At 66.2% G+C, this 24,719-nt stretch carries 26 protein-coding genes; 16 read left to right on the forward strand and 10 right to left on the reverse strand.

The genetic code is table 11. The features are described 5' to 3' along the window. Nucleotides 1–149: 149 nt before the first annotated feature. The 4 genes from CR165_RS25790 (at nt 150) to CR165_RS21585 (ending at nt 3,758) form a co-directional block, all read left to right on the forward strand. Complete coding sequence (locus CR165_RS25790) at nt 150–719, forward strand: heavy-metal-associated domain-containing protein (protein WP_109518983.1); 570 nt, start codon at nt 150–152, stop codon at nt 717–719. 599 nt (nt 720–1,318) lie between these two features. After that, nucleotides 1,319–2,734 carry a multicopper oxidase family protein gene (locus CR165_RS21575; protein ID WP_109518985.1) on the forward strand — a complete coding sequence of 472 codons (1,416 nt, stop codon included), beginning with the start codon at nt 1,319–1,321 and terminating at the stop codon, nt 2,732–2,734. 64 nt (nt 2,735–2,798) lie between these two features. After that, entirely contained in the window at nt 2,799–3,140 is a 342-nt protein-coding gene (locus CR165_RS21580) for a hypothetical protein (protein WP_219929821.1), read from the forward strand. Between the two features lie 105 nt (nt 3,141–3,245). Beyond that, nucleotides 3,246–3,758 (forward strand): c-type cytochrome, encoded by a 513-nt coding sequence (locus CR165_RS21585; protein ID WP_245906670.1) that lies wholly within the window; start codon nt 3,246–3,248, stop codon nt 3,756–3,758. Nucleotides 3,759–3,887: 129 nt separating this feature from the next. On the opposite strand, the gene CR165_RS21590 is transcribed toward CR165_RS21585, so the two are convergent. The 5 genes from CR165_RS21590 to CR165_RS21610 form a co-directional block, all read right to left on the reverse strand. Then, on the reverse strand, nt 3,888–4,775 hold the full coding sequence (locus tag CR165_RS21590; RefSeq protein WP_109518986.1) for a copper resistance D family protein: 888 nt from the start codon (nt 4,773–4,775) through the stop codon (nt 3,888–3,890). Further along, nucleotides 4,772–5,152, reverse strand: a complete 381-nt coding sequence (locus CR165_RS21595; protein ID WP_109518987.1) for a copper resistance CopC family protein — start codon at nt 5,150–5,152, stop codon at nt 4,772–4,774. Before CR165_RS21595 ends, CR165_RS21590 begins: the two co-directional genes overlap by 4 nt. A 142-nt stretch (nt 5,153–5,294) precedes the next feature. Further along, complete coding sequence (locus CR165_RS21600) at nt 5,295–5,501, reverse strand: heavy-metal-associated domain-containing protein (protein WP_181378283.1); 207 nt, start codon at nt 5,499–5,501, stop codon at nt 5,295–5,297. A 93-nt stretch (nt 5,502–5,594) separates the two neighbouring features. Next, the gene (locus CR165_RS21605; RefSeq protein ID WP_408887547.1) at nt 5,595–5,729 is read right to left on the reverse strand and encodes a DUF305 domain-containing protein; all 135 of its coding nucleotides are present in this window, start codon (nt 5,727–5,729) and stop codon (nt 5,595–5,597) included. Nucleotides 5,730–5,816: 87 nt separating this feature from the next. After that, a protein-coding gene (locus CR165_RS21610; RefSeq protein WP_109518989.1) for an IS3 family transposase occupies nt 5,817–7,195 on the reverse strand; the annotation gives its coding sequence in 2 pieces (ribosomal slippage) (nt 5,817–6,830 and nt 6,833–7,195; 1,377 coding nt in all). Between the two features lie 124 nt (nt 7,196–7,319). Between CR165_RS21610 and CR165_RS24670 the strand changes: the two genes are divergently transcribed. Beyond that, nucleotides 7,320–7,550 carry a hypothetical protein gene (locus CR165_RS24670; protein WP_146201989.1) on the forward strand — a complete coding sequence of 77 codons (231 nt, stop codon included), beginning with the start codon at nt 7,320–7,322 and terminating at the stop codon, nt 7,548–7,550. A gap of 50 nt (nt 7,551–7,600) precedes the next feature. Here the strand turns inward: CR165_RS24670 and CR165_RS21620 are convergent, their stop codons facing one another. Beyond that, nucleotides 7,601–9,997 (reverse strand): heavy metal translocating P-type ATPase, encoded by a 2,397-nt coding sequence (locus CR165_RS21620; protein ID WP_109518990.1) that lies wholly within the window; start codon nt 9,995–9,997, stop codon nt 7,601–7,603. Between the two features lie 192 nt (nt 9,998–10,189). Between CR165_RS21620 and cueR the strand changes: the two genes are divergently transcribed. The 4 genes from cueR to CR165_RS21640 all read left to right on the forward strand — a co-directional run bounded on the left by cueR (nt 10,190) and on the right by CR165_RS21640 (nt 14,306). Continuing rightward, on the forward strand, nt 10,190–10,684 hold the full coding sequence (cueR, locus tag CR165_RS21625) for a Cu(I)-responsive transcriptional regulator (RefSeq protein WP_109518991.1): 495 nt from the start codon (nt 10,190–10,192) through the stop codon (nt 10,682–10,684). A gap of 68 nt (nt 10,685–10,752) precedes the next feature. Further along, a complete protein-coding gene (locus tag CR165_RS21630; protein WP_109518992.1) occupies nt 10,753–11,148 on the forward strand; it encodes a DUF411 domain-containing protein in 396 nt (131 codons plus the stop codon). Between the two features lie 1,006 nt (nt 11,149–12,154). Then, nucleotides 12,155–12,556, forward strand: a complete 402-nt coding sequence (locus CR165_RS21635; RefSeq protein ID WP_109518993.1) for a four-helix bundle copper-binding protein — start codon at nt 12,155–12,157, stop codon at nt 12,554–12,556. A 241-nt stretch (nt 12,557–12,797) separates the two neighbouring features. Next, entirely contained in the window at nt 12,798–14,306 is a 1,509-nt protein-coding gene (locus CR165_RS21640) for a calcium-binding protein (RefSeq protein ID WP_109518994.1), read from the forward strand. A 1,125-nt stretch (nt 14,307–15,431) separates the two neighbouring features. Here CR165_RS21640 and CR165_RS21645 read toward each other — a convergent pair. From CR165_RS21645 to CR165_RS21655, 3 genes are all read right to left on the reverse strand, one after another. Beyond that, nucleotides 15,432–16,433 carry an ABC transporter ATP-binding protein gene (locus tag CR165_RS21645; protein ID WP_367604291.1) on the reverse strand — a complete coding sequence of 334 codons (1,002 nt, stop codon included), beginning with the start codon at nt 16,431–16,433 and terminating at the stop codon, nt 15,432–15,434. Nucleotides 16,434–16,456: 23 nt separating this feature from the next. Beyond that, nucleotides 16,457–17,218 (reverse strand): ABC transporter permease, encoded by a 762-nt coding sequence (locus tag CR165_RS21650; RefSeq protein WP_456316328.1) that lies wholly within the window; start codon nt 17,216–17,218, stop codon nt 16,457–16,459. Between the two features lie 232 nt (nt 17,219–17,450). Beyond that, on the reverse strand, nt 17,451–17,864 hold the full coding sequence (locus tag CR165_RS21655) for a MerR family transcriptional regulator (RefSeq protein ID WP_109518997.1): 414 nt from the start codon (nt 17,862–17,864) through the stop codon (nt 17,451–17,453). A 106-nt stretch (nt 17,865–17,970) separates the two neighbouring features. On the opposite strand from CR165_RS21655, the gene CR165_RS21660 reads away from it, so the two are divergent. The 7 genes from CR165_RS21660 (at nt 17,971) to CR165_RS21685 (ending at nt 24,367) form a co-directional block, all read left to right on the forward strand. Then, nucleotides 17,971–20,157, forward strand: a complete 2,187-nt coding sequence (locus CR165_RS21660; RefSeq protein WP_245906676.1) for a heavy metal translocating P-type ATPase — start codon at nt 17,971–17,973, stop codon at nt 20,155–20,157. 61 nt (nt 20,158–20,218) lie between these two features. Beyond that, nucleotides 20,219–20,704 carry a signal peptidase II gene (gene lspA / locus CR165_RS21665; RefSeq protein WP_181378285.1) on the forward strand — a complete coding sequence of 162 codons (486 nt, stop codon included), beginning with the start codon at nt 20,219–20,221 and terminating at the stop codon, nt 20,702–20,704. Next, nucleotides 20,701–21,438: a cytochrome c biogenesis CcdA family protein gene (locus CR165_RS21670; RefSeq protein WP_456316329.1), complete on the forward strand. Its 738-nt coding sequence runs from the start codon at nt 20,701–20,703 to the stop codon at nt 21,436–21,438. Before lspA ends, CR165_RS21670 begins: the two co-directional genes overlap by 4 nt. Nucleotides 21,439–21,640: 202 nt before the next feature. Further along, nucleotides 21,641–22,540 carry an MBL fold metallo-hydrolase gene (locus CR165_RS21675; protein WP_109519000.1) on the forward strand — a complete coding sequence of 300 codons (900 nt, stop codon included), beginning with the start codon at nt 21,641–21,643 and terminating at the stop codon, nt 22,538–22,540. Nucleotides 22,541–22,772: 232 nt separating this feature from the next. Then, nucleotides 22,773–23,402, forward strand: coding sequence for a cation diffusion facilitator family transporter (locus CR165_RS21680; protein WP_109519001.1), 630 nt, complete (start codon nt 22,773–22,775; stop codon nt 23,400–23,402). Nucleotides 23,403–23,573: 171 nt separating this feature from the next. After that, on the forward strand, nt 23,574–23,951 hold the full coding sequence (locus CR165_RS25465; RefSeq protein WP_146201990.1) for a hypothetical protein: 378 nt from the start codon (nt 23,574–23,576) through the stop codon (nt 23,949–23,951). Between the two features lie 86 nt (nt 23,952–24,037). Continuing rightward, nucleotides 24,038–24,367, forward strand: a complete 330-nt coding sequence (locus CR165_RS21685; protein WP_146201991.1) for a hypothetical protein — start codon at nt 24,038–24,040, stop codon at nt 24,365–24,367. A gap of 75 nt (nt 24,368–24,442) precedes the next feature. Here the strand turns inward: CR165_RS21685 and CR165_RS21690 are convergent. After that, nucleotides 24,443–24,719: transposase (locus CR165_RS21690; protein ID WP_146201992.1), on the reverse strand; the 277-nt coding region annotated here is incomplete at its 5' end.

A 24,719-nucleotide genomic window follows, 5' to 3' on the forward strand; every position in this document is an offset into this window, starting at 1 on the left:
GCCGGTTTCGGCGCCTACGACGTCGCGACGACGGTGCCGCGCCGGTCAGCCACGCGCTGGGTGCTTCAGACGGGACGGCGCCCCTTGACCTTGCCGTCGTGGGAAGCCCCATCTGATCCGGCAGTCGGGAATATCAGGAGACGCGCGCCATGGACGCTCTGACTGCGGAAGCCGGGACTGCCGCGAAGGCCGGGGACGGTGCCGGGGTAGATATCGGCATCGAGGAAATGAGTTGCGCCTCCTGTGTCGGCCGGGTTGAGCAGGCTCTGAGGCGGGTACCCGGCGTCTCCGACGTTTCGGTGAACCTCTCCACGGAGCGGGCGCGCGTCGCCTTCAGTGGGCCGCCGGATACGGCGGCGCTGACCAAGGCTGTTGAGGGGGCGGGGTACGATGTACCCGTGGCCGAGTTTGACCTGAACGTTCGGGGCATGACCTGCGCCAGCTGCTCAGGCCGGGTCGAGAGGGCTCTGAAGCAGGTTCCGGGCGTCGTTGGGGCCGAGGTGAACCCGGCCACCGAGCGGGCCCGCGTCACCACCGACATGGGCGCCGTCACGGTCGACCAGCTCGCCGCCGCCGTTCGGGACACGGGCTTCGATGCCAGTCCGGTCAAGCAAGTGGGCACCCGGCCTACCTTGCCAACAACGACCGGTTCGGCATTCCCTTCAACGCGGTCTACGGACCGGGTGCCCCACGGGGCATCGTCTTGTCCGAGGTCCTGACCCGCGCGGCGGTGCTGGACGCCCTCCGGCGCGCCTGCGGGGCCGACCTGATGTCAGCCCGGTGAGGAACGTCGGATGGGCATGACCTTGCATGGAAAACGCCGCGGTACATATCGTCTGACCATGGGCATGCCCGTCCTCCGACGCCTGCTGCTGGTCCTAACCGCCCTCGCCTTCGTGCTCGTGACGGCGCTGCCGGGGACCGCTTCGGCAATGCCCATGCCCGGCGGTGCCGTGATGGCCGCAGGCCTCCAACCGTGCGGCGACTGTTCGGCCGGGGCTCCTGCCAGCACCGGCAGTACCAAGATGGTGCCGTGCAGTGCCCTCGTCTGCTCGGGTGCTTTCTTCAGTCTACCGGCCTCGACAGTCCTGGGCACGCCCGTTGCTGTCACAGTCGAGTACGCGGTGGTGGCACCTGCGAGCCAGCGGGGCAGAGCGCTTCCGCCCGACCCCTTCCCACCCAGACCCATCCCCCTCGTCTAACCGTCGCCCGCCCACCGCGGGCGGCGGCCGGAGATTCTTGGGTCCGGTCCTAGCCGGATCCGCTGCCGTGCACCCGCTCTCCTGCGGGCTGTGTCGGCATGACGAGGATGGAAAACATGCGAATCACCACCCCGCCAAGCCTGACGCGGCGGCAACTCTGGAAGGCGGGCGGCGCCCTCGGGCTGGCGAGCACGCTTCCCGGCAGGGCACATGCCGCATCCGCCACCAGCGTGCCTGCTTTTCTACGGCTGACCGCCGCACCCGGCCGCGCATCTATCGTCGGCAATGACCATCCCACCACGGACGTCTGGTCCTACGGAGGCTCGGTCCCCGGGCCCGTGTTCCGGGTCCGACAGGGAGCGAGGTTCCGCGCCACCGTGGAGAACCGCCTCGACGAGAACACGACCGTGCATTGGCACGGCATCCGGCTGCCCAACGCTATGGACGGCGTGCCCGGGCTGACACAGCCGGCGATTAGGCCCGGCGAGAGCTTCGCCTACGAATTCACGCCGCCCGACGCCGGAACCTTTTGGTACCACCCCCACGACAACAGCCTAGTGCAGATGGGCCGCGGACTGGCCGGAGCGCTCATCGTCGAGGAGCGGGAGCCGCCCCGGGTGGATCGCGAGTTGGTTTGGGTCATCCAGGATTGGCGCCTGACGCGCGATGCCCAGGTCGCCCGTGGCTTCGGCAGCCGCATGGAGGTGGCGATGGCGGGCCGCCTCGGCAACACGGTCACCGTCAACGGGCGGGTGCCAGACGCACTCAGCGTCCGTGCGGGGGAGCGCGTGCGGCTCCGCATCATCAACGCGGCCACGGCGCGCATCGTGGCGCTGCGGTTCGAGGGACACCGGCCCGTCGTCGTCGCGTTCGACGGCCAGCCCTGCGAGCCGCACGAGCCTGTGGGCGGGCGACTGCTGCTCGGCCCCGCCATGCGGGCCGACATCATCCTGGACATGGCGGGCGTGCCCGGGCGCCGCTACGCCGTCATCGACGACTTCTACGGCCGCCTCGCCTACGAACTCGCCGCGCTCGCCTATGACGGCTCCGCGCCTCTGCGCGACCATCCGCTGAACGCCCCGGTCCGCCTGCCGCCGAACCCACTGCCCAAGCCGGATCTCGCCGCGGCCGAGCGGCACGAACTCGTGCTCCAGGGCGGGATGATGGGCGGCATGGGCATGATGGGCATGCGCGGGGCGGCATGGGCCATCAACGGCACGTCCATGACCGGCAAGGGGGACACGCACATGCCGCCGCTACTGACCCTCGCGCGCGGCCGGACCTGCGTCCTGTCTCTCCGGAACGAGACCGCTTGGTGGCACCCGATGCACCTGCACGGCCACAGCTTCCGCGTCCTGACCCGGAACGGCACGGCGGTGGCTGGGGCGGAATGGGGCGACACGGTGCTCGTCGAGCCGCGTCAGACCGTGGAGGTCGCCTTCGTCGCCGATAATCCCGGCAATTGGATGCTGCATTGCCACGTCATGGACCACGAAGTCAGCGGCCTGATGGGCGTGCTACGGGTGGCCTGACCCAACCCGGAAACCGACAAGGAGAGCCAATGATGAGCTCAGTGACCATTTGAGGAGGCCGCAGATGACGACTCAATCGAACCTTGCCGGAATGCGCGTGCCGTCCAGCGGCATCGGTGACCGCCTCCGCTCGGCATTGCGGGGGCGACGCGCCCTGGTGTTGCTCGGGCTCGCTGCAATGGCCGCGGGCGTTTCCTGGCAGTGGACCTGGCTCACCGCGATCGGCGTTGCCCCAATCCTGGTCAGTGTGGCGCCGTGCGCCATCATGTGCGCCCTGGGACTGTGCATGACCGGAAAGTCGGGCAGGTCGTGCCATGCAAGGGGCCCCCAGGTGGAAGCGGGTTCGACCGCGTCCACTCCGAAGGCATCGGACCGCCCGCGTGAGGTCGAAGCGGCCGAAAGCTAAGGGGACATGGCGCTGACAAGGGTCTCAGATCACCTGCTCAGCGCCTTCTCTGCTGGGAGCCGCCGCGCATGTTGTCCCAGCTCGTGTTTCTCCTGGAGGTAAGTGGTGAGGCGACCAGACAAGGGACAATGGCGGCAGCGGCATCTGCTGCTCGCCGCCGCTGTCACCCTGCTTGTGGCGGCAATAAGTAGCGTGACGCTGCTCTCTGAACGTGGCCAGCCGGACTTGGCATCGACTACGATCAACCCCGGCAATCCAGAACAGGTGGCCCTCGGCCGTCGCATCTACAGCGAGCAGTGCGCGCAGTGCCATGGCGTGAACCTGGAGGGCCAGCCGAATTGGCGGTCACGCGGGCCTGACGGAAGGTTGCCTGCGCCCCCGCACGACGCCTCAGGCCATACTTGGCACCATCCGGACGCAATGCTGTTCCGGATTACTCGGGACGGTACATCCGCTGTTGTCGGAGGCGGCTACGAGAGCGACATGCCGGGCTTCGGCGGCGTGCTTTCGGACACCGAGATCCGCGCAGTCCTTGCGTTCATCAAGAGCACTTGGCCGGACCGCGAACGTGGCCTCCAGGAGCGCCAAAGTCGCATCCTGAGGGAGGCGGCCCAGTGACAGCCTACCTGCGAGCCCTTGGGCCGGCACGCCGTCCCGTCGTCACGGGGATGGGGGCGAGTTGCCCTAGCTCAGCCCGCGGCCCGGTCCCAAGGGAGGACCGGGCCACAGACCAGCACCGGCGGGCGTTCAGCCCTCGCCCTGCGGGCTGGTCGAGGTCATCTCGGCGACCGCCCAGAACACCAGGACCATCACAACGATCTCCCAGCCAATCGAGGCCGCAAGGCGCGCCCCTGACCCAGGAGCGTTCGCCGCCAGGGCAGGCGTCAACCGGAACTTGTGCCAAGCCGCGAAGCCGAGCAGGACGCCGACGAGCGCCACCTTCGTCAGCAGAGCCCAGCCGTAAGCCGTGGTCACCAGCACTTCCAGGCGCCCGACCAGAAGCCACGCCAGCACCACCCCCGCGAGGACGAGGCCGCCCACGGCCCAGATAGCGACTCGTGTCCACCCCTCGACCAGCCGGGCCGCCGCCGGGCCGCCACGCCTGGAGGCCAGCGCTAGCGGCCACAGGCTTCCAGCCCAAAAGGCAACCGCCAGGAGATGGATCACCAGAGCGGCCGCGAGCAGCAGCCGTGGCTGGTGCTGCGTGGTGTGGCCGATTGCAGTGAAGCTGACGGCAACAGCCAAGATCCCTGCTGCCCCGACCACGATGGCGGCACGCCCGATCCAGGCAACCAAGGCCAGTGCGATCAAGCCTGCCCATGCTATCAGGACGGAGACGCCGGGACGGGACGTCAGCATCATGTCCCAGACCTCTGCGTCGAACGGGTCCCCATCTGACGCCAAGGCCACCTGGGCAGCGAGCCAAGCGAGGCTGGAGGCCAGCCCTACCGCCACCAACGCCAACGTCATGCGGCGGCAGGCTGCGGCGTCCCGCGGCTCCTGCAGCCGCTCGAAGCCGAAGGTGAAGATACCCAACCCCGCCGCCCCGAGGCACGCCACGTAGCAGACGATACGCAGCGCCGCGGAGATCCCCCGGAGCCACTCCGGCTCCGGCCGCAGCAGCTCCAGGATCACCGGGTAGCGTTCACGGCGAAGCGCACCGCCCCACTCATGACGTGTCCGTCGTCGCCCATGGCGCGCCACTCAAGGCGGTAAGCGCCCGGCGGAAGCGGCGCGGCCACCGTCGCGGTCGCCCGGCTGGAAGCCGCACGCCCACCTTCACGACGCACCTGATGCTCCCGACCAGCGTCGTCGAGCAGGCGTATCGCCGTGACGCGGCAATCCTCCGTGAACGTCAGGTTCAGCGCGCGCGGCGAAGCGTTCAGGGTCGCGCCATCGGCGGGATCCGAGGAATGCAGCATCGCGTGCGCGGAGGCGGCTCCGGGAGCCAGAAGGGCGGCAAAGGCGGCAGCGAACACACCGCGCCGGATGAATGCGTTGCGTGAAAACATGGAATCTCCTGTGCTTAGGCTCTCGGTGAACGAGCAGCGAGGCGGAAGCCTTACGGCATGAATAGGCGGATGAGTTGTTTGCGGCAGCGGCATTTGCGCACCAATTTGTTGCGACTGCCGCATGCTACGAATGGCGCCCGCTTCAGGCGGGAGCCGCCTCCGCCTTCCATCCAGCCGTGTGCAGGGCGTTCCTCAGCGTGTCGCTGTCGGTGTGGCCGCCGCTCACAGCGACCTCCTTTCTATCCAGATGGACCTCGATCTGCGCCGTAGGATCAGTGGCCTTGACGGTCGCAGTCACCCCCTTGGCACAACCCGCACAGTTCATGTTCTCGACCACGAAGCGAACCATCGCGTTGTCCTCCTTCTGAAGGTGATAAGAGGTAGGGCTTTCCACCATGGGAAGGTCAAGTGGGGCGCAGCCAGCGCCTAAAGCCTAGTGGCCTTATCGAGCCGGATGACGGGACAGCCAAGTTCGCAGTTCGGAAATCTCCTGCTGCTGCTTCTGGACGATTTCCTGCGCGGTGCGTCGCATCTCCGGATCGCGGCCGTGCTCGAGTTCCACCCTTGCCATGTCGATGGCCGCTTGATGATTGTCCGTCGTCGAATGCTTTGAGACGGTGGAGGCGTCTTGCTAACGGAGGCTCTGGCTCATCCGGGTTGGAGGTTACGCGGCCTGCTGCCGGTGCAGCAAGCGGCGTTGTTGGAGGGTTTGGCGCTTGATGCGCTCGCGTTCCTGCAGGATGGCCTGAGCGCGGCCGAAGTAGACGTCGGCCGGGGTTAAATTGTTCAGGCTCTCATGGTGGCGCCGGTGGTTGTAGTGGTCGACGAAGGCCTCGATCCGCGCCTCGAGCTCGCCCGGCAGGTAGGAATGCTCGAGCAGGATGCGATTCTTCAGGGTTTGGTGCCAGCGCTCGATCTTACCCTGGGTCTGCGGATGGCAAGGTGCACCGCGGATATGCTCGATCTGCTGGCGGGCGAGCCAGTCGGCCAAGTCACCGGCAATGTAGCTCGGGCCGTTGTCGGACAGCAGCCGTGGCCGATGACGCACCCGCGCCTGTGTGCAGCCTGACGCGGTGAGTGCCAGTTCCAGCGTGTCGGTGACGTCGCTCGCCGCCATGCCCGTGCAGAGCTTCCAGGCGATGACGTAGCGAGAGAAGTCGTCCAGCACGGTGGAGAGATAGAACCAGCCCCAGCCGATGACCTTGAGGTAGGTGAAGTCGGTCTGCCAGAGCTGATTCGGCGCCGTGGTCTTGGTGTGGAACTCGTCGGCTGCCTTGACCACGATGAAGGCCGGGCTGGTGATCAGGTCATGCGCCTTGAGCAGGCGATAGACGGACGCCTCGGAGACGAAGTAGCGCTCCCGGTCGGTAAAGCGCACCGCCAACTCGCGCGGGGACAACTCGGGCTCGGCCAGCGCCAAGTCGATGATCCGGCCGCGCACGTCGTCCGGGATGCGGTTCCAGACCCGGTCGGGCCGGGACGGCCGGTCGGCCAACGCCTCCTGGCCGCCGGTTTGGTAGCGTTCGTACCAGCGGTAGAAGGTTGCCGGTGGAATGCCGAGGTGCTCCAGAGTCCGGCGCACCGGCAGGTGGGATTGCTCGACCAGGCGGATGATCTCGAGCTTTTCGGTGCCCGGGTATCTCATGCGGGGTCTTCCCCAGCCCCGCTCATGCTTTTTTTCAGCAGACGAAGCTCAAGCGCCTGTTCGGCCACGACCTCTTTCAGCGTGCGCGCTTCCTGGCGCAGCGCCTTGACCTCGTCAGTCGTCGCAGCGCGTGCCGTGTCGCCTGTCAGGCGCCGCTTGCCAGCTTCGAGGAACTCCTTGGACCAGGAGTAGTACAGGCTTTCGGCAATGCCTTCGCGGCGGCACAGGGCAGCGATGCTGTCCTCGCCGCGCAGGCCCTCCAGCACGATCCGGATCTTCTCCTCGGATGAATGCTGCTTGCGGGTCGCACGGCGGATGTCGCGGACCACCCGCTCGGCAGGCGGCTTGGCTCCAGCGGCATGGGTCCTGGTGATAGGGGCGGAGGATTTCTGGCTCATCTTCGTTCCTTGGCGGCTACGATGAGCCAGAAATCCTCCGTTCCTCAACCACCCAAACCTGTCCCATGGGCCCTGACGTCGGACAGGTCGTGCCGCCGCGTCGTCCGGCGGAAGCATGCAGGGGATGGACCACTCGAACATGCCCGGCATGAGCCATTCCAATATGCAGGGCATGCAGGGGCACAACATGTCGGGCATGAGCATGCAGGACATGATGGCTCATTGCCGGCAGATGCAGACCGACGCGAGCCGCGGGACGCGGATGTCGCCGGACATGCAGGCCATGATGGCGCACTGCAACCAAATGCAGTCGCAAGGGGGCACCTCTTCCGGCGGCGGCGCCCACCGTCACTGATATGCCTGGGAATGGGGGTATGTCCGCCCCCATTCCCAAGTCTGCCGAGCCTACAGTCGCACCGCTCGTAGGCGCAGCGCATTGCCGATGACGGAGACGGAGCTCAGGGCCATGGCGAGCGCGGCGACAATCGGGCTGAGCAGGATGCCGAGGAACGGGTAGAGCACGCCCGCCGCCAGCGGCACGCCCAGCACGTTGTAGACGAAGGCAAGGAACAGGTTTTGGCGGATGTTGCGCATGGTGGCCCGGCTCAAGGTCCGCGCCCGCGCGATGCCCGCGAGGTCACCCTTGACCAGCGTCACGCCTGCACTCTGCATCGCGACATCGGTACCCGTGCCCATGGCGATGCCCACATCGGCCTCCGCCAGTGCCGGGGCGTCATTCACCCCGTCGCCCGCCATGGCGACGACCTTCCCCTGGGCCCGGAGCTCCCGGACGATGCGGTGCTTGTCCTCGGGCAGCACGTCACCCTGGAACTCATCGATGCCGAGCTTCCGCGCGACCGCCTCGGCCGTGGTGCGGTTGTCACCGGTGAGCATGACGATGTGGATGCCGTTGGCCCGCAGGTTCTCCAGGGCGGAAGGTGTGGTCTGCTTGATCGGGTCAGCCACAGCGATCACGCCGCCCGGCTTGCCGTCCACGGCCAGGAAAAGTGCCGTGCCCCCTTCCCGCCGCAGCTCGTCTGCCTTGGCGGCGAGATCGCCCAGATCCACCCCTAGCTCCTGCATCAGTCTCGCGTTGCCCAGCGCAACCCGGCGCCCATTCACCGTTCCGGTCACGCCCTTGCCGGTGACGGAGGCGAAGTCGGAGGGCTCCTGCATCTCGACTCCGCGTTCCTTCGCGGCCGCTACGACCGCGGCGGCAAGCGGGTGCTCGCTTGACCGCTCCAGGCTGGCTGCCAGCGGCAGCACCTCGGCCTCGGTCAGGCCCGGCGCCGGGACCACGGCTACGACCTTGGGCTTGCCTTCGGTCAGGGTACCGGTCTTGTCCACGACCAGGGTGTCGACCTTCTCCATGCGCTCAAGCGCCTCGGCCGACTTGATGAGCACGCCCGCACCGGCACCCTTGCCCACGCCCACCATGATGCTCATCGGCGTTGCCAGGCCAAGCGCACAGGGGCAGGCGATGATGAGGACCGAGACGGCGGCGATCAGCCCGTAGGAAAGCGCCGGGGACGGCCCCCAGACGGCCCATGCGATGAAGGCCAGGATCGCGACGGCGATGACCGCCGGGACGAAGTAGCCGGACACCTGGTCGGCCATGCGCTGGATCGGCGCGCGGCTGCGCTGGGCCTCGGCCACCATGGCGACGATGCGCGAGAGCATGGTGTCGGAGCCGACCTTGTCGGCGCGCATCACCAGGGAGCCGGTGCCATTCACCGTGCCGCCGATGACCTTGGAGCCGGGCGCCTTCTCAACGGGCAAGGACTCGCCGGTGACCATGGACTCGTCCACCGAGCCACCGCCCTCCAGCACCTCCCCGTCCACCGGCACGCCTTCACCGGGGCGGACCCGCAGGCGGTCACCCAGCTTCACCTCGGCCAGGTTGACCTCCTCGTCCGTCCCGTCCGGCCGGATGCGGCGCGCCGTCTTGGGCGCGAGATCCAGGAGGGCGCGTATGGCGCCGCCGGTCTGCTCGCGGGCGCGCAGTTCCAGGACCTGCCCAAGTAGGACGAGGACGGTGATGACCGCGGCTGCCTCAAAGTAGACCGCGACGGTGCCTTCGGGGCCGCGGAAGCCCTCCGGGAAGATGCCGGGCGCGAAGGTCGCGACCACGCTGTAGATGTAGGCCGCGCCGGTCCCGAGCGCGATCAGGCTGAACATGTTTAGGCTGCGGTTCACCACTGACTGCCAGCCGCGCACGAAGAAGGGCCAACCGGCCCAGAGCACCACGGGCGTCCCCAGCAGGAACTGGATCCAGGTCGAGGTTCGTGGCGAAACGACGTGGTGCAGGTCGAGACCCGGGATGTGCGCACCCATCTCCAGGATGACAATCGGGATGGTCAGGGCCAGCCCGATCCAGAACCGCCGAGTCATGTCGATGAGCTCTGGGTTCGGCCCGGCCTCGGCCGTCACCTCCAGCGGCTCGAGCGCCATCCCACAGATCGGGCAGTTGCCCGGCCCTTGCTGGCGGATCTCCGGGTGCATGGGGCAGGTGTAAATGGCTCCCTTCGGCGCGGCTGGCGGAGCCGACTTCTCCGGCTTCAGATACTTGTCCGGGTTCGCCTCGAACTTCGATCGGCATCCGGCCGAGCAGAAGTGGAAGGTCGTTCCACCATGCTCCAGGCGGTGCTTCGAGGTGGCCGGATCGACCTTCATCCCGCAGACGGGGTCCGTGACGAGCCCGGCAGCAATCCCTACACCACCCTGGCCGTGGTAGTGGTGCTCGTGACCATGATGGTGCCCGGCGTGGTCGTCGTGTCCGTGCTTGGTATGCTGACCGCTCATGAGTCCCGCCCCGAAAGGGCCCGTGCCATTCGGGCCGTTGCTGCGTGGCACGGAACATGGGGCTTCCCATCGTGGGAAGGTCAAGTGCTATTCGCCCGACCACATGTCACTTTGCCCTTGACCTTCCCACGATGGGAAGCCCCATTTCGAAGGGAGCACCAGACCCTGAGAGTTTCGGGACGGAGGGTGGACATGAATATCGGCCAGGCAGCGCAGGCGTCCGGTGTCTCAGCGAAGATGCTCCGGTATTATGAGAACGTCGGCCTCCTCGCAAAGGCGGTCCGGACGGAGGCGGGGTATCGGGTCTACTCGGAAAGCGACGTCAGGACGTTGCGCTTCGTGAAGAGGGCGCGGGACCTCGGCCTCCCGCTCGACCGCATCAAGCTGCTGATCGGGCTGTGGCAGGATGAGGACCGGGCAAGCGCGGACGTAAAGCGAATCGCGACTGAGCATGCGGCCGAGCTCAGAGCGAAGATCGCCGAGTGGACTCAGATGTGCGAGGCCCTCGAGAACATGGCCGAGGCTTGCCACGGCGACCATCGGCCCGAGTGCCCCATCTTGGACGAGATGGCCGAGGGAGCACAGGACTTCACCACCTTGCCGAGTGTGTCGGCTTCAAAGCTGAAGGCAGGCCGCCAAGCGCCCCGCACTGGGACACAGCGGGCAGTTCAGGGAGTTATGCGATGAGCCAAAAGGCCCAATCTGATTGGACGAGAAGGCGGTCCATCCTTCGCCTAGGACTTGCCGCTGCGGTAATGCCGGTCGGCCTTACCCACGCGGCGCAAGCCACACGGGTGGAAGTCTGGAAGGATCCGAGCTGCGGCTGCTGCGAGGGCTGGGTCAAGCACATGCAGGCAGCCGGTTTCGATGCCAGCGTGCAAGACGTTGCTAATCTCCAGGCGGTCAAGGCCGCCAAGGGAGTGCCGGACGCTCTCCAGTCCTGCCATACGGCCACAGTCGGCGGCTACGTGATCGAAGGGCACGTCCCGGCGGCCGACGTCCGCCGCCTGCTCGCGGAGCGCCCCCGGGCCAAGGGACTCGCGGCGCCCGGTATGCCGCCCTCGTCGCCGGGTATGGACATCCCGGGCACGCCCTATGAGGTCGTACTGTTCGGAGCGGCGGGTGGTGATCGGGTTTGGGCACGGCACTGAGTACGGGGCCGGGGTGGTTGCCGCCCTCACCACTCAGACCGGCTTGAGCTAGGGCACGATCTCTGAACAGATCGACGGCGTGTGCTCCACCTCATAGCCGGCGACGATCCGCCCCGTCTTCTTTGTCAGCAAGAGGACGTCGATGAGACGGACGGCATCTGCGTCTGGGGCAAGTCCGATCGCAGGCGGGAGGTCGCCCAGGCAGCAGTGCCCCATCTAGCCAACGCCTAGCGGTCGGTTGCGGTCGTTCGCGGCGAACCAGACATCGTACCCCAGCAATCTACCGAGATCGCGCAACCAGCCCTGGACGGCGGTGTGCGTTTCATTTTCCATCTGCGCCTCAGCCAGTGCCCTCGCCGCTTTAGCGCTCTCGTCCCACACGCGGGCGAGGTCCGCCTTCCACGCGGCCCGCCCCCCCCGCGTCGTCCCCACGGGGGCGCCGCGTACCGGCCGCTGCTGGCGCCGAACAGGAGGTCGCCGACAGCACTCAGGTCATTCCACAGCAGCCTGCGTGAGTGACGTTCAGGAAAAACTTTCTTCCCGTATGGCCAGGTACTCCTCCTACCTGCCGAGCTTCACCTTGGCGCCGGTCAGGGCGTTGTAGCCATTAGCAGTCCCTTGCAGCAGTGCGGCCCCGACGATGAGACAAGAGTTCAAATGAGCTTGTAGGAGAGCCTTCGGGTCCGGGATGCAGCCCAGCTACAGGCGCCAGCGACCCTCTCGAACAAGACCGATCCTGGACTTCGCTTTACATCATCTTGTTTCAGCGCGCCGGGGCATCCCGAGTTGATCATCCGAAATTGCTTGTCGCTTCAGCCAAGTAGGCGAAGGCGCAGCATATTTTGATGTCATTCGGACCGCAGAGACACAACATCCCCATCTCTGCAGGCAAAACCTCAACACCGGAGGGCTGTTTAGCGCTGGGCTGGGCAAGCCGCGACTTAATTTGCTTTGTGCCGCGCGTTGTTCGGCCCTCGTAGCCACGCTGAGTTCAGGAGACAGGCATATGCACGCAAAAGCCATTGTCAGTACGCACCCAGATGTAAAAGGCAATACGAACGACGCACTTATCCTCTGTATCGAGGAATGTTACTCGTGCGCTCAAACATGCACCTCCTGTGCCGATGCCTGCCTCGGCGAAAAAATGCTTGAGCAGCTGACCCAGTGCATCCGTCTCAACCTGGACTGCGCCGACGTTTGCGCGGCGACCGGATCCATCGCGACGCGGCGAACGGGTTCAAACGAGCAGCTGATCAAGCAGATGCTGATTTCTTGTGAAATGGCCTGCCGCCTCTGCGGTGAGGAATGCGCGCGCCACGCCAGCCACCATGAGCACTGCCGAATCTGCGCTGAGTCCTGCGCCCGCTGCGCGCAGGCGTGCCAGGAGGCGGCTCGCAGCATTGCGTGATGAGCAGCGCCCGGCCACCCGCATGGAACGTGCCCAGAGTTGCGGTTGAGTCCGCCGCATGGATGCGCGCGGGGTGTGCTGGAAGTGCCCTGTCTCCCTCGACGGTGACCGCCCGAGGTCCAGATTTCGGCAAGAAACGAGCCTCGAGGGCACATACAGAGCGGATCGACTGCCACGCTGGAGGGGGGAGTACCCAGCCTCCTGAGCTAACGGGCGAACATTATCCTTCACGGAGGTCATTATGCGCTTTGCGAACCTGAATTCTAGCGCCGTTTCCTTCCTGTCCTTCCTGGGAGACTTCGCCGCAGAGGCCGAACGGCGCGTAAGTGGTGGGCTGCATCTCGACTTCCACAGCGATGACACGTTTTACGATCTCGCTGTGGGGGGGCGCGCGGGCGACGAGATTGGAGCCAGCAGCGGTATCAACTATTCCTGGGGTTTGGGCGGTAGCGACCGCTTGGGCGGCGGTGAGCGGGATGATGTGCTTCATGGAGATAAGGGCGCGGACCTCATCTCGGCAGGCATGGGCGCCGACGAGGTCGAGGGCGGTGCCGGGAATGACACCCTGTACGGAGGGCCCGGCGCTGACGTCGTGCGCGGCGGACCCGGCGACGACTACCTCGACGAGGGCGAAGGCCACAGCACCGTTGATGGAGAGGAAGGCGACGACACCCTGGTCGGCGGCGGGGGACCCGATGCCTTCATGGTCAGTCCGATGAGCGGCAACGACGTAATAAAGGACTTCACCCCGGGTCCAGGGATGTTCGACCATCTTGCGATCATGGGCGACCTGCGATGGGAGAACCTGTCCTTCGACGACACGACCGATGGTGTGCGGGTGAGCTGGGAGGGTGGCTCTGTCCTGCTGGAAGGGGTGATCAAGTCCGATCTCGCGCAGGACGACTTTATGTTCGCGGACTCGCCGGATCTGCCTCTTCCTGCCGCGCGGATCCCCGACGGACCGACCGCTGAGCGGGCGACCCCGAGCGTGGCGGGCCCGGAAGTCGCCGGTGATGAGGAGACCGGCAGATTATTCGACTTCTTTGCCGACATCTTTTTCTCATCCCGTACGCTGACCTTCGACTTCGACGAGTACGCGGTGACACGAGGCACTGGTTCTGACGACGTGCTCAGCGGGACGGGGCTATCGGACAGCGTCTTCGGCCTCGGGGGTAACGACGACATTTCGGCATTGGGAGGTGACGACCACGTACAGGGCGATGACGGCAACGATACGCTGGATGGTGGTGACGGTCGGGACCGCGTCGTCGGCGGCACCGGAGATGACCAGATGGCGGGCGGCAATGAGTCCGACGAACTGATGGGCGGCGCTGGGAACGACTACCTCGATGAGGGGGTGGCTCACGGCATGCTCGAAGGCGGCATGGGCGACGATACCCTCGTCGGCGGTGCGGGCGCCGATGCCTTCATCGTATCGCACGATAGCGGAAATGACGAGGTGCTGGACTTCCTTGCCACAGGGGACGCTCAGGGCGCGTTCGACCACATCGCCTTCGTGGGCATTCGGGCAGACGACGTGATGGTCCAGGATACCGACCGTGGTGCTCTTGTGAGCTGGGACGTTGATGGCGTCGGTGGATCGGACGGATCCATTATGCTGGTCGGGGTGCCACTGGCTGATCTGAGGCAGAGCGACTTCATGTTTGGCGACGCGCCACAGTTCGTCGATGGGGTGAGTGACATCGGGTCCTGGTACATCTTCCCGGACAACTCAGGGGCAATTGCCTGATAAGCCACCCCGGCATTCTTTAGGTAACTCTTTGAGGAATGCCGGGGTGAGCCGGTGCGAGGCCGTTTAGGGGCTTCTTCATCTCGTTGAAATATCTTGTCGCGCTCTGGCAAGCCGGCTGCAATGCGCGTCCTCCATCTTGGCTGTGTCAGTCGGCATCGCTGACTGCGCAAGGATGGAGGATCTAATGCTCGTCCGCACCGAAAGTCCGGAGCTGCTGGGGTCGGAAATCCTACACAACGGGGCCAAATCGCAGCCCACCAAGCTAAGCGAAACCTCCCCGCTTCATCACACAGGAACAGGAGTCCAGCACATGAAAACCTTCACAGTCCTCGCTTTGTCCATAATCCTGGCGTCCGGTGCCGCCATCGCACATGAGACCGGCAGCGTGAGCGCTGCGCCAGCAACGAGCGCACAAAGCGGCGTGAGCACGGCTCCGACAATGAGCGCGCAAAGTGGGGTAAGCACGGCGCCTACGCCGCGCGCGCCGAGCGGAGTAACCATCGATCAGGGCGCCGGAGTCCCCGGCCGCTCAGCCTTCGAAGCCGCTCCTCACCCGACCACCCCGCACCCGCACGGTCCCGATAATCCGCAGGCGGGTACGCCCGGCACTCAGGACCCGTCGCAGCTTGGTCGCTGACCCGAGCTAGATTGCAACTTGCGTGAGCGGACCTGCCGCAGCGAAGCTGGGGCAGGTTCTCCATAGCGGGCGCGTGCAGGGCGTCGATGGGTTCACGCCGAACTGCTAACAGCCGAGCGCACGCTCCCTGTCCACCTTTACGACGGGGGCGGAAAGCCCGTGCCCTAGTGGGGACGGGTCAGGCGCGCCAAGTCGTCCAGCTCACGCGGAGTGCCGAGAACGTGCTAACCGGAACGGCGTGGACCCTGGTGGCGCGGGGGACGGCGCTCACCTCGCACTTCAAGGCGCCCGCGGGCCGCAGCGGCCAGGCGAGGTTCTGAGGCAGTCTCCTGTGGTCGCCAGTGCTCCTTCGGGTTTCTGCTTCTCGTCATCGCTTGTGGGTGGCTGTTACCGATGGTCCTCTCGGCCGGAGGCACGTGCCCGCAGGACCAGCCGCCCTGGCGATCGGCGGTCCGTTCTCCTGACTGATCACCGGGGGAAGGCCGTCACTTAACGCCACGAACAAGCCTGAGGAAAACCTCCTCGAGGTCGGGCTGCCGCGTTGTCACGCCAGTGATCCGGAGGCCAGCCGAGCGCGCCTCGCCGAGGACCCGGTCCACAACCTCGCTTCCTTGCGCGTAGCGGAACACCAAGCACTGCGGTGTGGCCAGCATTGCCCCCAGCGCGCGCAGCTCGTTCGGTATGGCAGAAAGAGGTGCGGCAACGTCGACGAGCAGCTCCTGATCCTCCACCCCACGAAGCAAGGCGTCGGTCGTGTCGTTCGCAACGATCTGCCCATCGGCCAGAATGGCGATGCGGTCGCAGAGCGCTTCGGCTTCCTGGAGGTAGTGCGTCGTCAGGAGGATCGTGGTGCCGCGGCGGTTGAGCAGCCGGGCGTACTCCCAGAGCTGCTGTCGCAGCGCGACGTCGACACCGGCTGTCGGCTCGTCGAGGACGAGGACCGGCGGGTTATGGACCAGCGCCTTTCCAATCATGAGGCGCCGCCGCATGCCCCCGGACAGGCTGCGGGCGGGCGCCGTCGCCTTGTCGGCCAGGCCAAGGACCTCGAGCAATTCGTCGGTGCGCCGAGCGGCCTTGGGAATGCCGAACAGCCCCGCTTGCAGCTCGAGGGCAGCCCGCGCCGGGAAGTAGGGATCGAGCGTGAGCTCCTGCGGGACAACGCCGATGGCGGCGCGGGCCGTCCGGGGCTGCTCGTCGATGTCAACGCCCCAGACTCGCGCCGTCCCGCCTGATTTTCGCACCAGCCCAGCGATGATGTTGATGAGGGTCGACTTTCCGGCACCGTTCGGCCCGAGCAGACCGAAGATGCTGCCGCGGGGGATGGTTAGGCTCACCCTCTTGAGGGCGTGCTTGGCCGCCCGGCCTCCTGCTCCCGGATAGACCTTCTCGAGACCGTTTACCTCGATCGCGGCCGTGGGTTCATCGACCTCCGCCATGACTAGAGGTCGGCTCGGATGCAGGGCTTCCGGCGGTGCGATGTCGCTCATGCGACTTGGCTCCATCCGGGTATTCACTGCCGAAGGCGCCAGCCGGAGGCGAGCAGTCGGTGGCAGAGAATACCAAGGAGAATGTTGACAACGAGGACCACAAGGATCCCCACGAGGGGGGGTGCCTCCGAGTGACCCGTGATGCCGTACCGAAAGCCGTTCACAAGGTAGAAGACGGGGTCAAGGTAGGCGATGGAGCGAAACGGCTCGGGCAGGGTGCTGACGGCGTAGAAGGTACCCGAGAGCAGCGTTAACGGCGCAATAACGAAGTTTGTGACGGCCGCCTGGTGGTCCATCTTCTGCGCCCAGAGCCCGCCCACGACGCCGAGTAGCGAGAACGCCAGGGCGCCGCCGACGGCGTAGAACAGGCAGAGGACCGGGTTCGCGAGCGGCAGTGACACGAAGAGCGCGGCGGCGAGGACGGTCAGCATGCCGACCACGAGGCCGCGTGTGACGCCTCCGAGTGCCAGTCCGGCCAGGAACTCTCCCGGCCCGAGCGGAGCAAGGAGCAGGTCGACGATGTTGCCCTGGACCTTGGCGACGAGGAGGGACGAGGAGGTGTTGGCGAAGGCATTTTGGAGGACCGCCATCATCACGAGGCCCGGGGCGATGAAGACGAGGTACGACACGCCGCCCAGTGCCGGAGCGTGGCGGCCGAGCGCGACACCGAAGACTGTCAGGAAGAGCAGCGCGCTAACCACTGGGCCGCCGACCGTCTGCGCGGCCACAGCAAGGAAGCGCTGGACCTCGCGCCGGTAAAGGGTGGCTACCCCGATCCAGTTCACGCCTTCCATCCGCAGCCTTGAAGTCGTCAGAGTAGCCTCCTGTGTCATGCCGAATGCTGATGCGCGAGCATGTACTGTAGGGAGCGAAATCGCCCAGTCCGGAGTATCCAGCGCTTTCCCGATGTGGGAAGGTCAAGCGGGCCCGCCTTCAACCATTCGGCTATGCGGCCGATTTAGGAAGCGCTAGTCAGGCCAGCAAACATGGTCACCCTCACGGAGCCTCGTTGAAGGTTCAGCCAGCGCTAGGGGCGAGCGCCTCAATAATGCGGCACTCTGACACGCTGCCGTGGCGGCATTGGCTGATGAGGGCGTCCAATTCCTGGCGCAGGGCCTGGAGGTCAGCAATCTTCCGGTCCACCTCATCCAGGTGCTCGCGAGCGATAAGGTCTACGGCATCGCAGGAACGGTCTCGATCCTCTGCAAGGTCGAGAAGGGCACGGATCTGATCCAGCGAGAAGCCGAGATCCCGGGCACGCCGGATGAAGCTTAGACGGCCGAGATGGGCCTCCGCATAGGTGCGATAGTTCCCAGCACTGCGCGCGGGTGCCGGAAGCAGCCCAACCCGCTCATACCAGCGGATCGTCTCCACCTTCGTGCCCGTGGCTTTGGCCAGGGCACCAATGTTCAGCGAGTTTTCCGCGGCCATTCCCTTGACCCTGTAGTGACTACAGGGTCCATGTAAGGAGCCGAGGTGCCCCGTCGCAAGCCACGGGGATCCATCCCAGACGGGGAAGGTGGCGGTGATGGCTGATATGGAAGTCAAGGACGCGGGCGCCAGAACGCCATCCACCCTGCGCTACCGGGTCGAGGGCATGGACTGCCCGTCCTGTGCCGGAAAGATCGAGACCGCTGTCGGGCGCCTCGGAGGCGCTGAGGACATCCGCGTCAACTACCACGCCCAGGTTCTGACCTTTCGGCTGGATGAGGCGGCCACGCCGCGCACGGCTGTCGAGGAGCAGATCCGCAGGCTCGGCTACGGCGTTGCCCCGGTCGAAGCGCCGGGGGTGGTCGCCGGCGAGCCCGCCACAGACGTTGCAGACGAGGGGCGCGGCCGCAGTCGCCAACCCTGGTGGAAGGGCGCCAAGGCCCGTCTGGCCGCTACGATCGGCGTCCTGACGGTTGCTGGGTTTGCGGTTACCCTCGCCGTCCCCTCGCTGGACCATTTGGCCTACTTGCCCGCCGCCCTGCTTGGCCTCGCCTTTTTCGGTAGGAAGGCCATCGCCGCCGCGCGCGCTGGGTCACCCTTCAGCATTGAAATGCTGATGTCGATCGCAACGGTCGGGGCAATCCTCATTGGCGCGACCTCCGAGGCGGCCACCGTCGTCGTCCTGTTCACCATTGGTGAACTGCTGGAGGGCGTCGCCGCCAACCGGGCGCGGTCGGGCATCGAGGCGCTCGGCGCCCTGGTGCCGCGAACCGCCCTGCTGATCGAGAACGGAACGGCGCGCGAAGTGCCGGCCGCCAGTCTGAAGGTCGGCGACCTCGTCCTTGTCCGCCCAGGTGATCGCGTCTCAGCCGACGGCGAGGTGGCCGAGGGGGAGTCCGAGGTCGACGAGAGCCCGGTGACCGGGGAGTCCGTGCCGGTGGCCAAGGCCGAGGGCGCCTCGGTCTTCGCGGGCAGCATCAACGTCTCCGGCGCACTGCAGGTCCGGGTGACGAAGCCAGCCTCGGACAACACCATCGCCCGCATCATCCGGCTGGTGGAGGAGGCGCAGGACGCCAAGGCGCCTACCGCCCGCTTCATCGAGCGCTTCTCAGCCATCTACACGCCGATCGCAGTCGCCGTCGCGGCCCTGGTGGCTGTCGCGCCGCCGCTTTTGCTTGGCGCGGACTGGGGCACCTGGATCTACCGCGGTCTGGCGCTGCTGCTGGTCGCCTGCCCCTGCGCCCTCGTCCTTTCGACGCCTGCAGCCATCGCCTCCGGCTTGGCGGTCGGCACGCGGCGCGGCCTGCTGGTCAAGGGCGGCGGTGCCCTGGAGGCCATCGGCCGGATCCGCACTGTCGCTTTCGACAAGACCGGCACCTTGACCGAGGGGCGCCCGCGCGTCACCGACGTCCTCGCCCTCTCCGGCTCGGAGCGGACCATGCTCGGCCTCGCCGCCGCCGTGGAGAACGGGTCCAGTCATCCCCTCGGCCGCGCCATCCTGGAGCGGGCGGAGGCAGACGATATCCCACTGCGCCCGGCCAAGGATGCCCGGGCTATCCCGGGCATGGCCGTGGAGGCCGTCGTCACCGGCAAGCGCGTGACTGTCGGCTCGCCCTCCTATGCCACGAAGCAGGCGCCGCTGCCGGGGGACGCGGACCGGGTCATTGCGGATTGGGAGCAGCAAGGAAAAACCGTGGTGGTCGTCTCCGTGGACGGCGCGGCCACTGGCCTCATCGCGGTGCGTGACCAGCCGCGGGCGGACGCCGCCGCGGGCATCCGGGCCCTTGATGCCCTGGGCGTCGAAACCGTCATGCTGACCGGCGACAACATCCGCACGGGGCAAGCTATTGCCGGAGCGCTCGGCCTCAAGGTGCAGGCGGGGCTGCTACCCGAGGACAAGCTGCGCGAGATCGGCGCCCTCAAGGCGAAGGCGCCCGTCGCCATGGTTGGCGATGGCATCAACGACGCGCCTGCGCTGGCCGCCGCCTCGGTCGGCATCGCCATGGGCGGCGGGACCGACGTCGCCCTGGAGACCGCGGACGCTGCGCTGCTGAACAGCCGCGTCGTGGACGTCGCCGCCCTGATCGGCCTGTCGCGCGCGACGCTGGCTAACATCCACCAGAACGTCGCGATCGCCCTCGGCCTGAAGGCGGTCTTCCTGGTGACGACGGTGGTCGGGGTGACCGGTCTCTGGCCCGCCGTCCTGGCCGATACCGGGGCCACGGTGCTGGTGACGCTGAACGCCCTTCGGCTGCTCGGGTACCGGTTCCAGGGAGGGGTAGCGCGTGGCTGAGGGCGAACCTGAAGCGGAAGCTCAGCGGCCATCCGGAACGCGCCCTGCTTGGGTTTGGGGTGTGGCCACGGCCCTGCTCGCGCTGGTCTTGGACCAAGGCACGAAATGGTGGGTGCTGACCGAGCTCATGGACCCGCCCCGGCTCATTCCGGTTTCGTCCTTCTTCAACCTGACGCTGGGCTGGAACCGGGGCGTCAGCTTCGGCCTGCTGTCAGCGGACCATCCCGCCCTGCCGTGGCTTCTGTCGTCCCTGGCCCTGTCCGTCGTCGCTGGCTTGATTGTCTGGATGGCACGCGACGGGCGTCCTTGGATGGCTGCGTCGGTCGGGTTCATCGGCGGGGGTGCGCTGGGCAACGTCGTGGACCGCCTGCGGCACGGCGCCGTGACGGACTTCCTCGACTTTCACGCGGCCGGGTATCACTGGCCCGCCTTCAACCTTGCTGACAGTGCCATCTTTGTGGGCGTCGCCATGCTGCTCTTGGTCGGCGGGAAGAACGAAGCGACGGGCGCTGGGACTCGTGACCCGGTCCTGAGAGCAGAGCCGTGAACTCTCTCCTGCAAATGTCGGGCCTCCTGACCGCCTTCATGGCGGGGATGGTTTCCTTCCTATCGCCCTGCGTGTTGCCCCTGGTGCCTGGCTATGTCTCCTACGTTGCGGGTCGCTCGGTCGCCGCCGAACAGAGGGCGCCCGGCCGCCTCGCGACGGTCGGCCTCGGCCTCTGCTTCGTGTTGGGCTTCGCGACCGTGTTCGTGGCGATGGGCGCGGGGGCCTCGGCTCTCAGCCAAGCCCTGCTGCGCTACCGCTACGAGGCGGGGATTGTGGGCGGGGTGGTGGTTATCCTGTTCGGCCTCATGACCGCAGGCGTCCTGCGGCTGATGCCGTTGCAGCGGGACCTTCGGTTTATGCCGACATTCAGCGGCGGCACGCCGCTGTCGGCCTACGTACTCGGGCTGGCCTTCGCCTTCGGCTGGACGCCCTGCATCGGCCCGGTCCTCGGTGCCATCCTGGCGCTGACCGCAACCAGCGAAATCAGCCACCTCGGCATCGTGCTCCTGGCCACCTACGCGGCCGGGCTCGGCGTGCCCTTTCTCTTGGTGGCCGCCTTTGCAGACGCCTTCCTGCGTGGTCCGTTCCGCACGCTGCGGCGTGTCGGGCGGGTGCTTCAGCTCGTGGCGGGCGGCGTCATGGTGGCGATGGGGGTGGCCATGATCACCGGCCACCTGACCGACTTCGCCATCCTGATGCTTCAGCTATTTCCATGGCTCGGGAGCATTGGATGAGCGACGCAGTGGTTTTCAGAAGCGCGCCTAATGCGCTGTCAGCCACACCACAAAGGATGCCACTCCGCAGGGCTGGGTTCAGCGCTTATCTGCCCTTGTCGGATGCACCTTTGGCCGACTGCCGAAAGACATCGTGCTCGGTGTTCCAAGGTTGGCTGGCATCGCAGCTTCCGCGAGAGCGCGCAAGAACAGGGAGAACCGAATGCCGTCTCAGCCGATCGTACAGGGTTTTTACGACGATCAGACCGGAAGCATCTCCTACGTCGTGGCGGATCCGCAAACAAGGAAATGCGCGGTTATCGACCCCTTGTTGGGCTTCGACCGCAATTCATGCAGCCTTGTGACCCAGCCAGCGGACGAGATTGCCAACTATATCCAGGAGCGCGGACTGATCCCGGAATGGGTGCTCGACACCCACCCACATGCTGACCACCTTTCTGCCGCTGCCTACCTGCGCGAGCGCCTTGGCGTGCCAACAGGTATTGGCGAACATACCCTCGCAGTTCAGGCGATTTGGTCGGACATCTATAACATCCCCGATCTCAAAGCCGGTGGCCGCGCCTACTGGGACCATATGTTTGCAGATAGTCACCGCTTCGATCTTGGCGCCTTGGAAGTGAGGGTGATTTTCTCCCCAGGCCATACCGCGGCCTCGGTCACCTACGTCGTTGGCGACGCCGCATTTGTGCATGACACCCTCTTCATGCCGGATGCGGGCACGGCACGAGCCGACTTTCCTGGCGGTGACGCGCGGGCCTTGTACCGCAGCATCCAGAGCATCCTCGCGTTGCCACCGACTACACGCCTTTTCACCGGCCACGATTATCGTCCGGGCGGGCGCGAACCGCGTTGGGAGTCCACCGTAGCGGAGCAGCGGGCAACCAACATTCACCTACGGGACAGCGGTGGAGAGGACGGGTTCGTTCGGCTGCGGAAGGAGCGTGATCGAACGCTTCCTCTGCCAGCGATGATGCTCTTTGCATTGCAAGTGAACCTCCGCGGCGGACATCTGCCGAAGCCCGAAGCGAATGGCACCTCATACCTGAAGCTACCGATTGACCGCTTTCGAACGGCCGCTGCCAAGACGATGGACGCAGAATGATCGGGCGGCTTTGGACGGCCACTCGGAAGCGGCCAGCGATCCCGGCATTGAGCTCACGGTCATCTTGGGCCGCGCATCTGGGTGGCGGTGCTGAGGTCCTTCCAATTTACGATTGGCGCCCGCCGCCTCGTAGGAAGCGACATCTTGATGGCCATGGGCGCCGCCAAGGTCCGCTATTTCAGATCCAGCACCCCGTAAATGCATCGGTACGTTCTTGGCTCGGGAGTACCGGATGAGCGACGACGATGACGACCTGCCCAAGGACCTCGCCCACATCACGCCCGCCTACCGCCGGGCGCTCTGGATCGTGGTCGGCCTCAATGTCGGCTACGGGCTGGTGGAGATGGTCGGCGGCTTCATCTCCGGCAGCCAGGCGTTGAAGGCGGATGCCCTCGACTTCCTCGGCGACGGCCTGATCAGCTTCCTCGGCCTTCTGGCCATCAGCTGGAGCCTCGCCTGGCGGGCCCGCTCCGCCCTCATCCAGGGGCTGTTCCTTGCCGTGCTCGGCTTGGGCGTGCTCGCCACCACCGCCTACCGGGTGATGGTGCTGAGCCAGCCCGAGGCCGAGCTGATGGGCCTCTTCGGCGCCATCGCCCTGGCGGTCAACATGGTCGCCGCGGCGGTGCTCATTCCGCACCGGGAAGGCGACGCGAACGTCCGGGCCGTCTGGCTGTTCAGCCGCAACGACGCCATCGGCAACCTCGCCGTGGTGATTGCGGCGGGCCTCGTCTGGTGGACCGGCACAGCTTGGCCGGACCTTGTGGTGGCGGTCGTTATTGCCGGCCTCTTCCTGCAATCAGCATGGTCAATCATTCGCGATGCTCAGGCCGACCTAGGTTCAGCGGCCCATGGCAGGTACTGAATATTGCGTCTCCGGCGGCCGTCGCACAGCTCTCATAGGACTGCCCTGCCGAGACTTCGCCATATGGGACGGGCATGCAGGCCCGCTCTTTCTGACCAACCCGCGCAGTTACATCAGGTCGTGCTGCAATGCGTGACAACCGATTCCGGATCCAGTAGAGCTCCAGGCCAAATGTATGCCGGGCTGACATCGCCAGTTATTGTTGCCTGCCGTCGCGGAATCGCGGCGCTGCTGTGCGTGTTCATGCTTCTTACGACGATGTGCCCGGTGGGCTGCCCGGCTGACCTGACTTTGGAGGCGGGTTCCTCCCTTGCCGGTCAGGTCGAGGTCCTGGCATTGAACGACGGGTCGGATGATCCGCCGATGGCGCCGGACACACTCCCCTGCCATGCCGCGCACCACGTTTGCAGCAAGGTAGCCCCACTGTCGCCCGAGGTCGTCGCTGGCTTTGCAGATGAGGCCGGGCGCCAGATCATGCCCACGCCATTACCGACGCGTGTTTTGCTGTCGGGCGTGTTGGAATTCCCCACAAAGCCACCTCGCGCTTAGCGACCCGTCTCTTCCGTCGACCGGTTCGTCTGCCCTGAAGGGGCCTGCCACCGGTCCGTAAGCGGTCCGCAACGCTAGGTACTTCCATGAGACTCAAGTCTTTCTGGTTGGTGGCGTCTCTCGCCGCCATCCCGGCCATGGCATTCGGGCAGGATGCCCGCGCGCCTGCTGGGTCGGTCACGATCATCTCCCCCAAGCAGGCCGTCGAGGCCGCCCTTGCTCTGTCGCCCGCGCTGCGCGGCGCCGGGGCGGCCCAGCAAGCAGCGCGCTCCGACGCCCTCCAGGCCCGGCTGCGTCCCAACCCAGAACTCCGCGGCACCTTCGAGAACTTCGGGGGCGTCGGCGGACGCGGCGATTACCGTGGTGGGCGGGCTCTTGAGACGACCATTGGCATCGCGCAGAGGATTGAGTGTTGATTGCCACTGAGACCTGACCCGGTTTGGGGTAAAGTTGCCACTGAGAGTTGACCCATGTTCGGACGCTAGGGTCTGTTAGAGCTTGATCCAGTCAGCGGCGGCTGCGAGGCAGAGGATACCGAGGAAGGATCTGGCAGTCTTCTCGTAGCGGGTGGCGACGGCGCGCCATTCTTTCAGGCGTGCCCAGAGATTTTCCACCCGAGAGCGGTTGTTGTAGATCCAGGCGGGACAGGCGACCGGCGCGTCCGTGCGCTTGGGTGGAATGGCAGGACGTGCGCCCATGTTCCAGATCCGCTCGCGGAAGGCATCGGAGGCATAGCCGCGGTCACCGATGATCCAGCCTGGCACGTCC

The sequence above is a fragment of the Teichococcus aestuarii genome (assembly GCF_003116135.1).
In the GTDB taxonomy this organism is placed as follows: domain Bacteria; phylum Pseudomonadota; class Alphaproteobacteria; order Acetobacterales; family Acetobacteraceae; genus Pseudoroseomonas; species Pseudoroseomonas aestuarii.

What these genes read in the sequence shown, in the direction of transcription:
- CR165_RS25790 (WP_109518983.1), top strand. Translation starts at nt 150, where the DNA reads ATGGACGCTCTGACTGCGGAAGCCGGGACTGCCGCGAAGGCCGGGGAC.
- CR165_RS21575 (WP_109518985.1), top strand. Translation starts at nt 1,319, where the DNA reads ATGCGAATCACCACCCCGCCAAGCCTGACGCGGCGGCAACTCTGGAAG.
- CR165_RS21580 (WP_219929821.1), top strand. Translation starts at nt 2,799, where the DNA reads ATGACGACTCAATCGAACCTTGCCGGAATGCGCGTGCCGTCCAGCGGC.
- CR165_RS21595 (WP_109518987.1), bottom strand. Translation starts at nt 5,152, where the DNA reads ATGTTTTCACGCAACGCATTCATCCGGCGCGGTGTGTTCGCTGCCGCC.
- CR165_RS21600 (WP_181378283.1), bottom strand. Translation starts at nt 5,501, where the DNA reads ATGGTTCGCTTCGTGGTCGAGAACATGAACTGTGCGGGTTGTGCCAAG.
- CR165_RS24670 (WP_146201989.1), top strand. Translation starts at nt 7,320, where the DNA reads ATGGACCACTCGAACATGCCCGGCATGAGCCATTCCAATATGCAGGGC.
- CR165_RS21620 (WP_109518990.1), bottom strand. Translation starts at nt 9,997, where the DNA reads ATGAGCGGTCAGCATACCAAGCACGGACACGACGACCACGCCGGGCAC.
- cueR (WP_109518991.1), top strand. Translation starts at nt 10,190, where the DNA reads ATGAATATCGGCCAGGCAGCGCAGGCGTCCGGTGTCTCAGCGAAGATG.
- CR165_RS21630 (WP_109518992.1), top strand. Translation starts at nt 10,753, where the DNA reads ATGCCGGTCGGCCTTACCCACGCGGCGCAAGCCACACGGGTGGAAGTC.
- CR165_RS21635 (WP_109518993.1), top strand. Translation starts at nt 12,155, where the DNA reads ATGCACGCAAAAGCCATTGTCAGTACGCACCCAGATGTAAAAGGCAAT.
- CR165_RS21640 (WP_109518994.1), top strand. Translation starts at nt 12,798, where the DNA reads ATGCGCTTTGCGAACCTGAATTCTAGCGCCGTTTCCTTCCTGTCCTTC.
- CR165_RS21645 (WP_367604291.1), bottom strand. Translation starts at nt 16,433, where the DNA reads ATGAGCGACATCGCACCGCCGGAAGCCCTGCATCCGAGCCGACCTCTA.
- CR165_RS21655 (WP_109518997.1), bottom strand. Translation starts at nt 17,864, where the DNA reads ATGGCCGCGGAAAACTCGCTGAACATTGGTGCCCTGGCCAAAGCCACG.
- CR165_RS21660 (WP_245906676.1), top strand. Translation starts at nt 17,971, where the DNA reads ATGGAAGTCAAGGACGCGGGCGCCAGAACGCCATCCACCCTGCGCTAC.
- CR165_RS21675 (WP_109519000.1), top strand. Translation starts at nt 21,641, where the DNA reads ATGCCGTCTCAGCCGATCGTACAGGGTTTTTACGACGATCAGACCGGA.
- CR165_RS21680 (WP_109519001.1), top strand. Translation starts at nt 22,773, where the DNA reads ATGAGCGACGACGATGACGACCTGCCCAAGGACCTCGCCCACATCACG.
- CR165_RS25465 (WP_146201990.1), top strand. Translation starts at nt 23,574, where the DNA reads ATGTATGCCGGGCTGACATCGCCAGTTATTGTTGCCTGCCGTCGCGGA.
- CR165_RS21685 (WP_146201991.1), top strand. Translation starts at nt 24,038, where the DNA reads ATGAGACTCAAGTCTTTCTGGTTGGTGGCGTCTCTCGCCGCCATCCCG.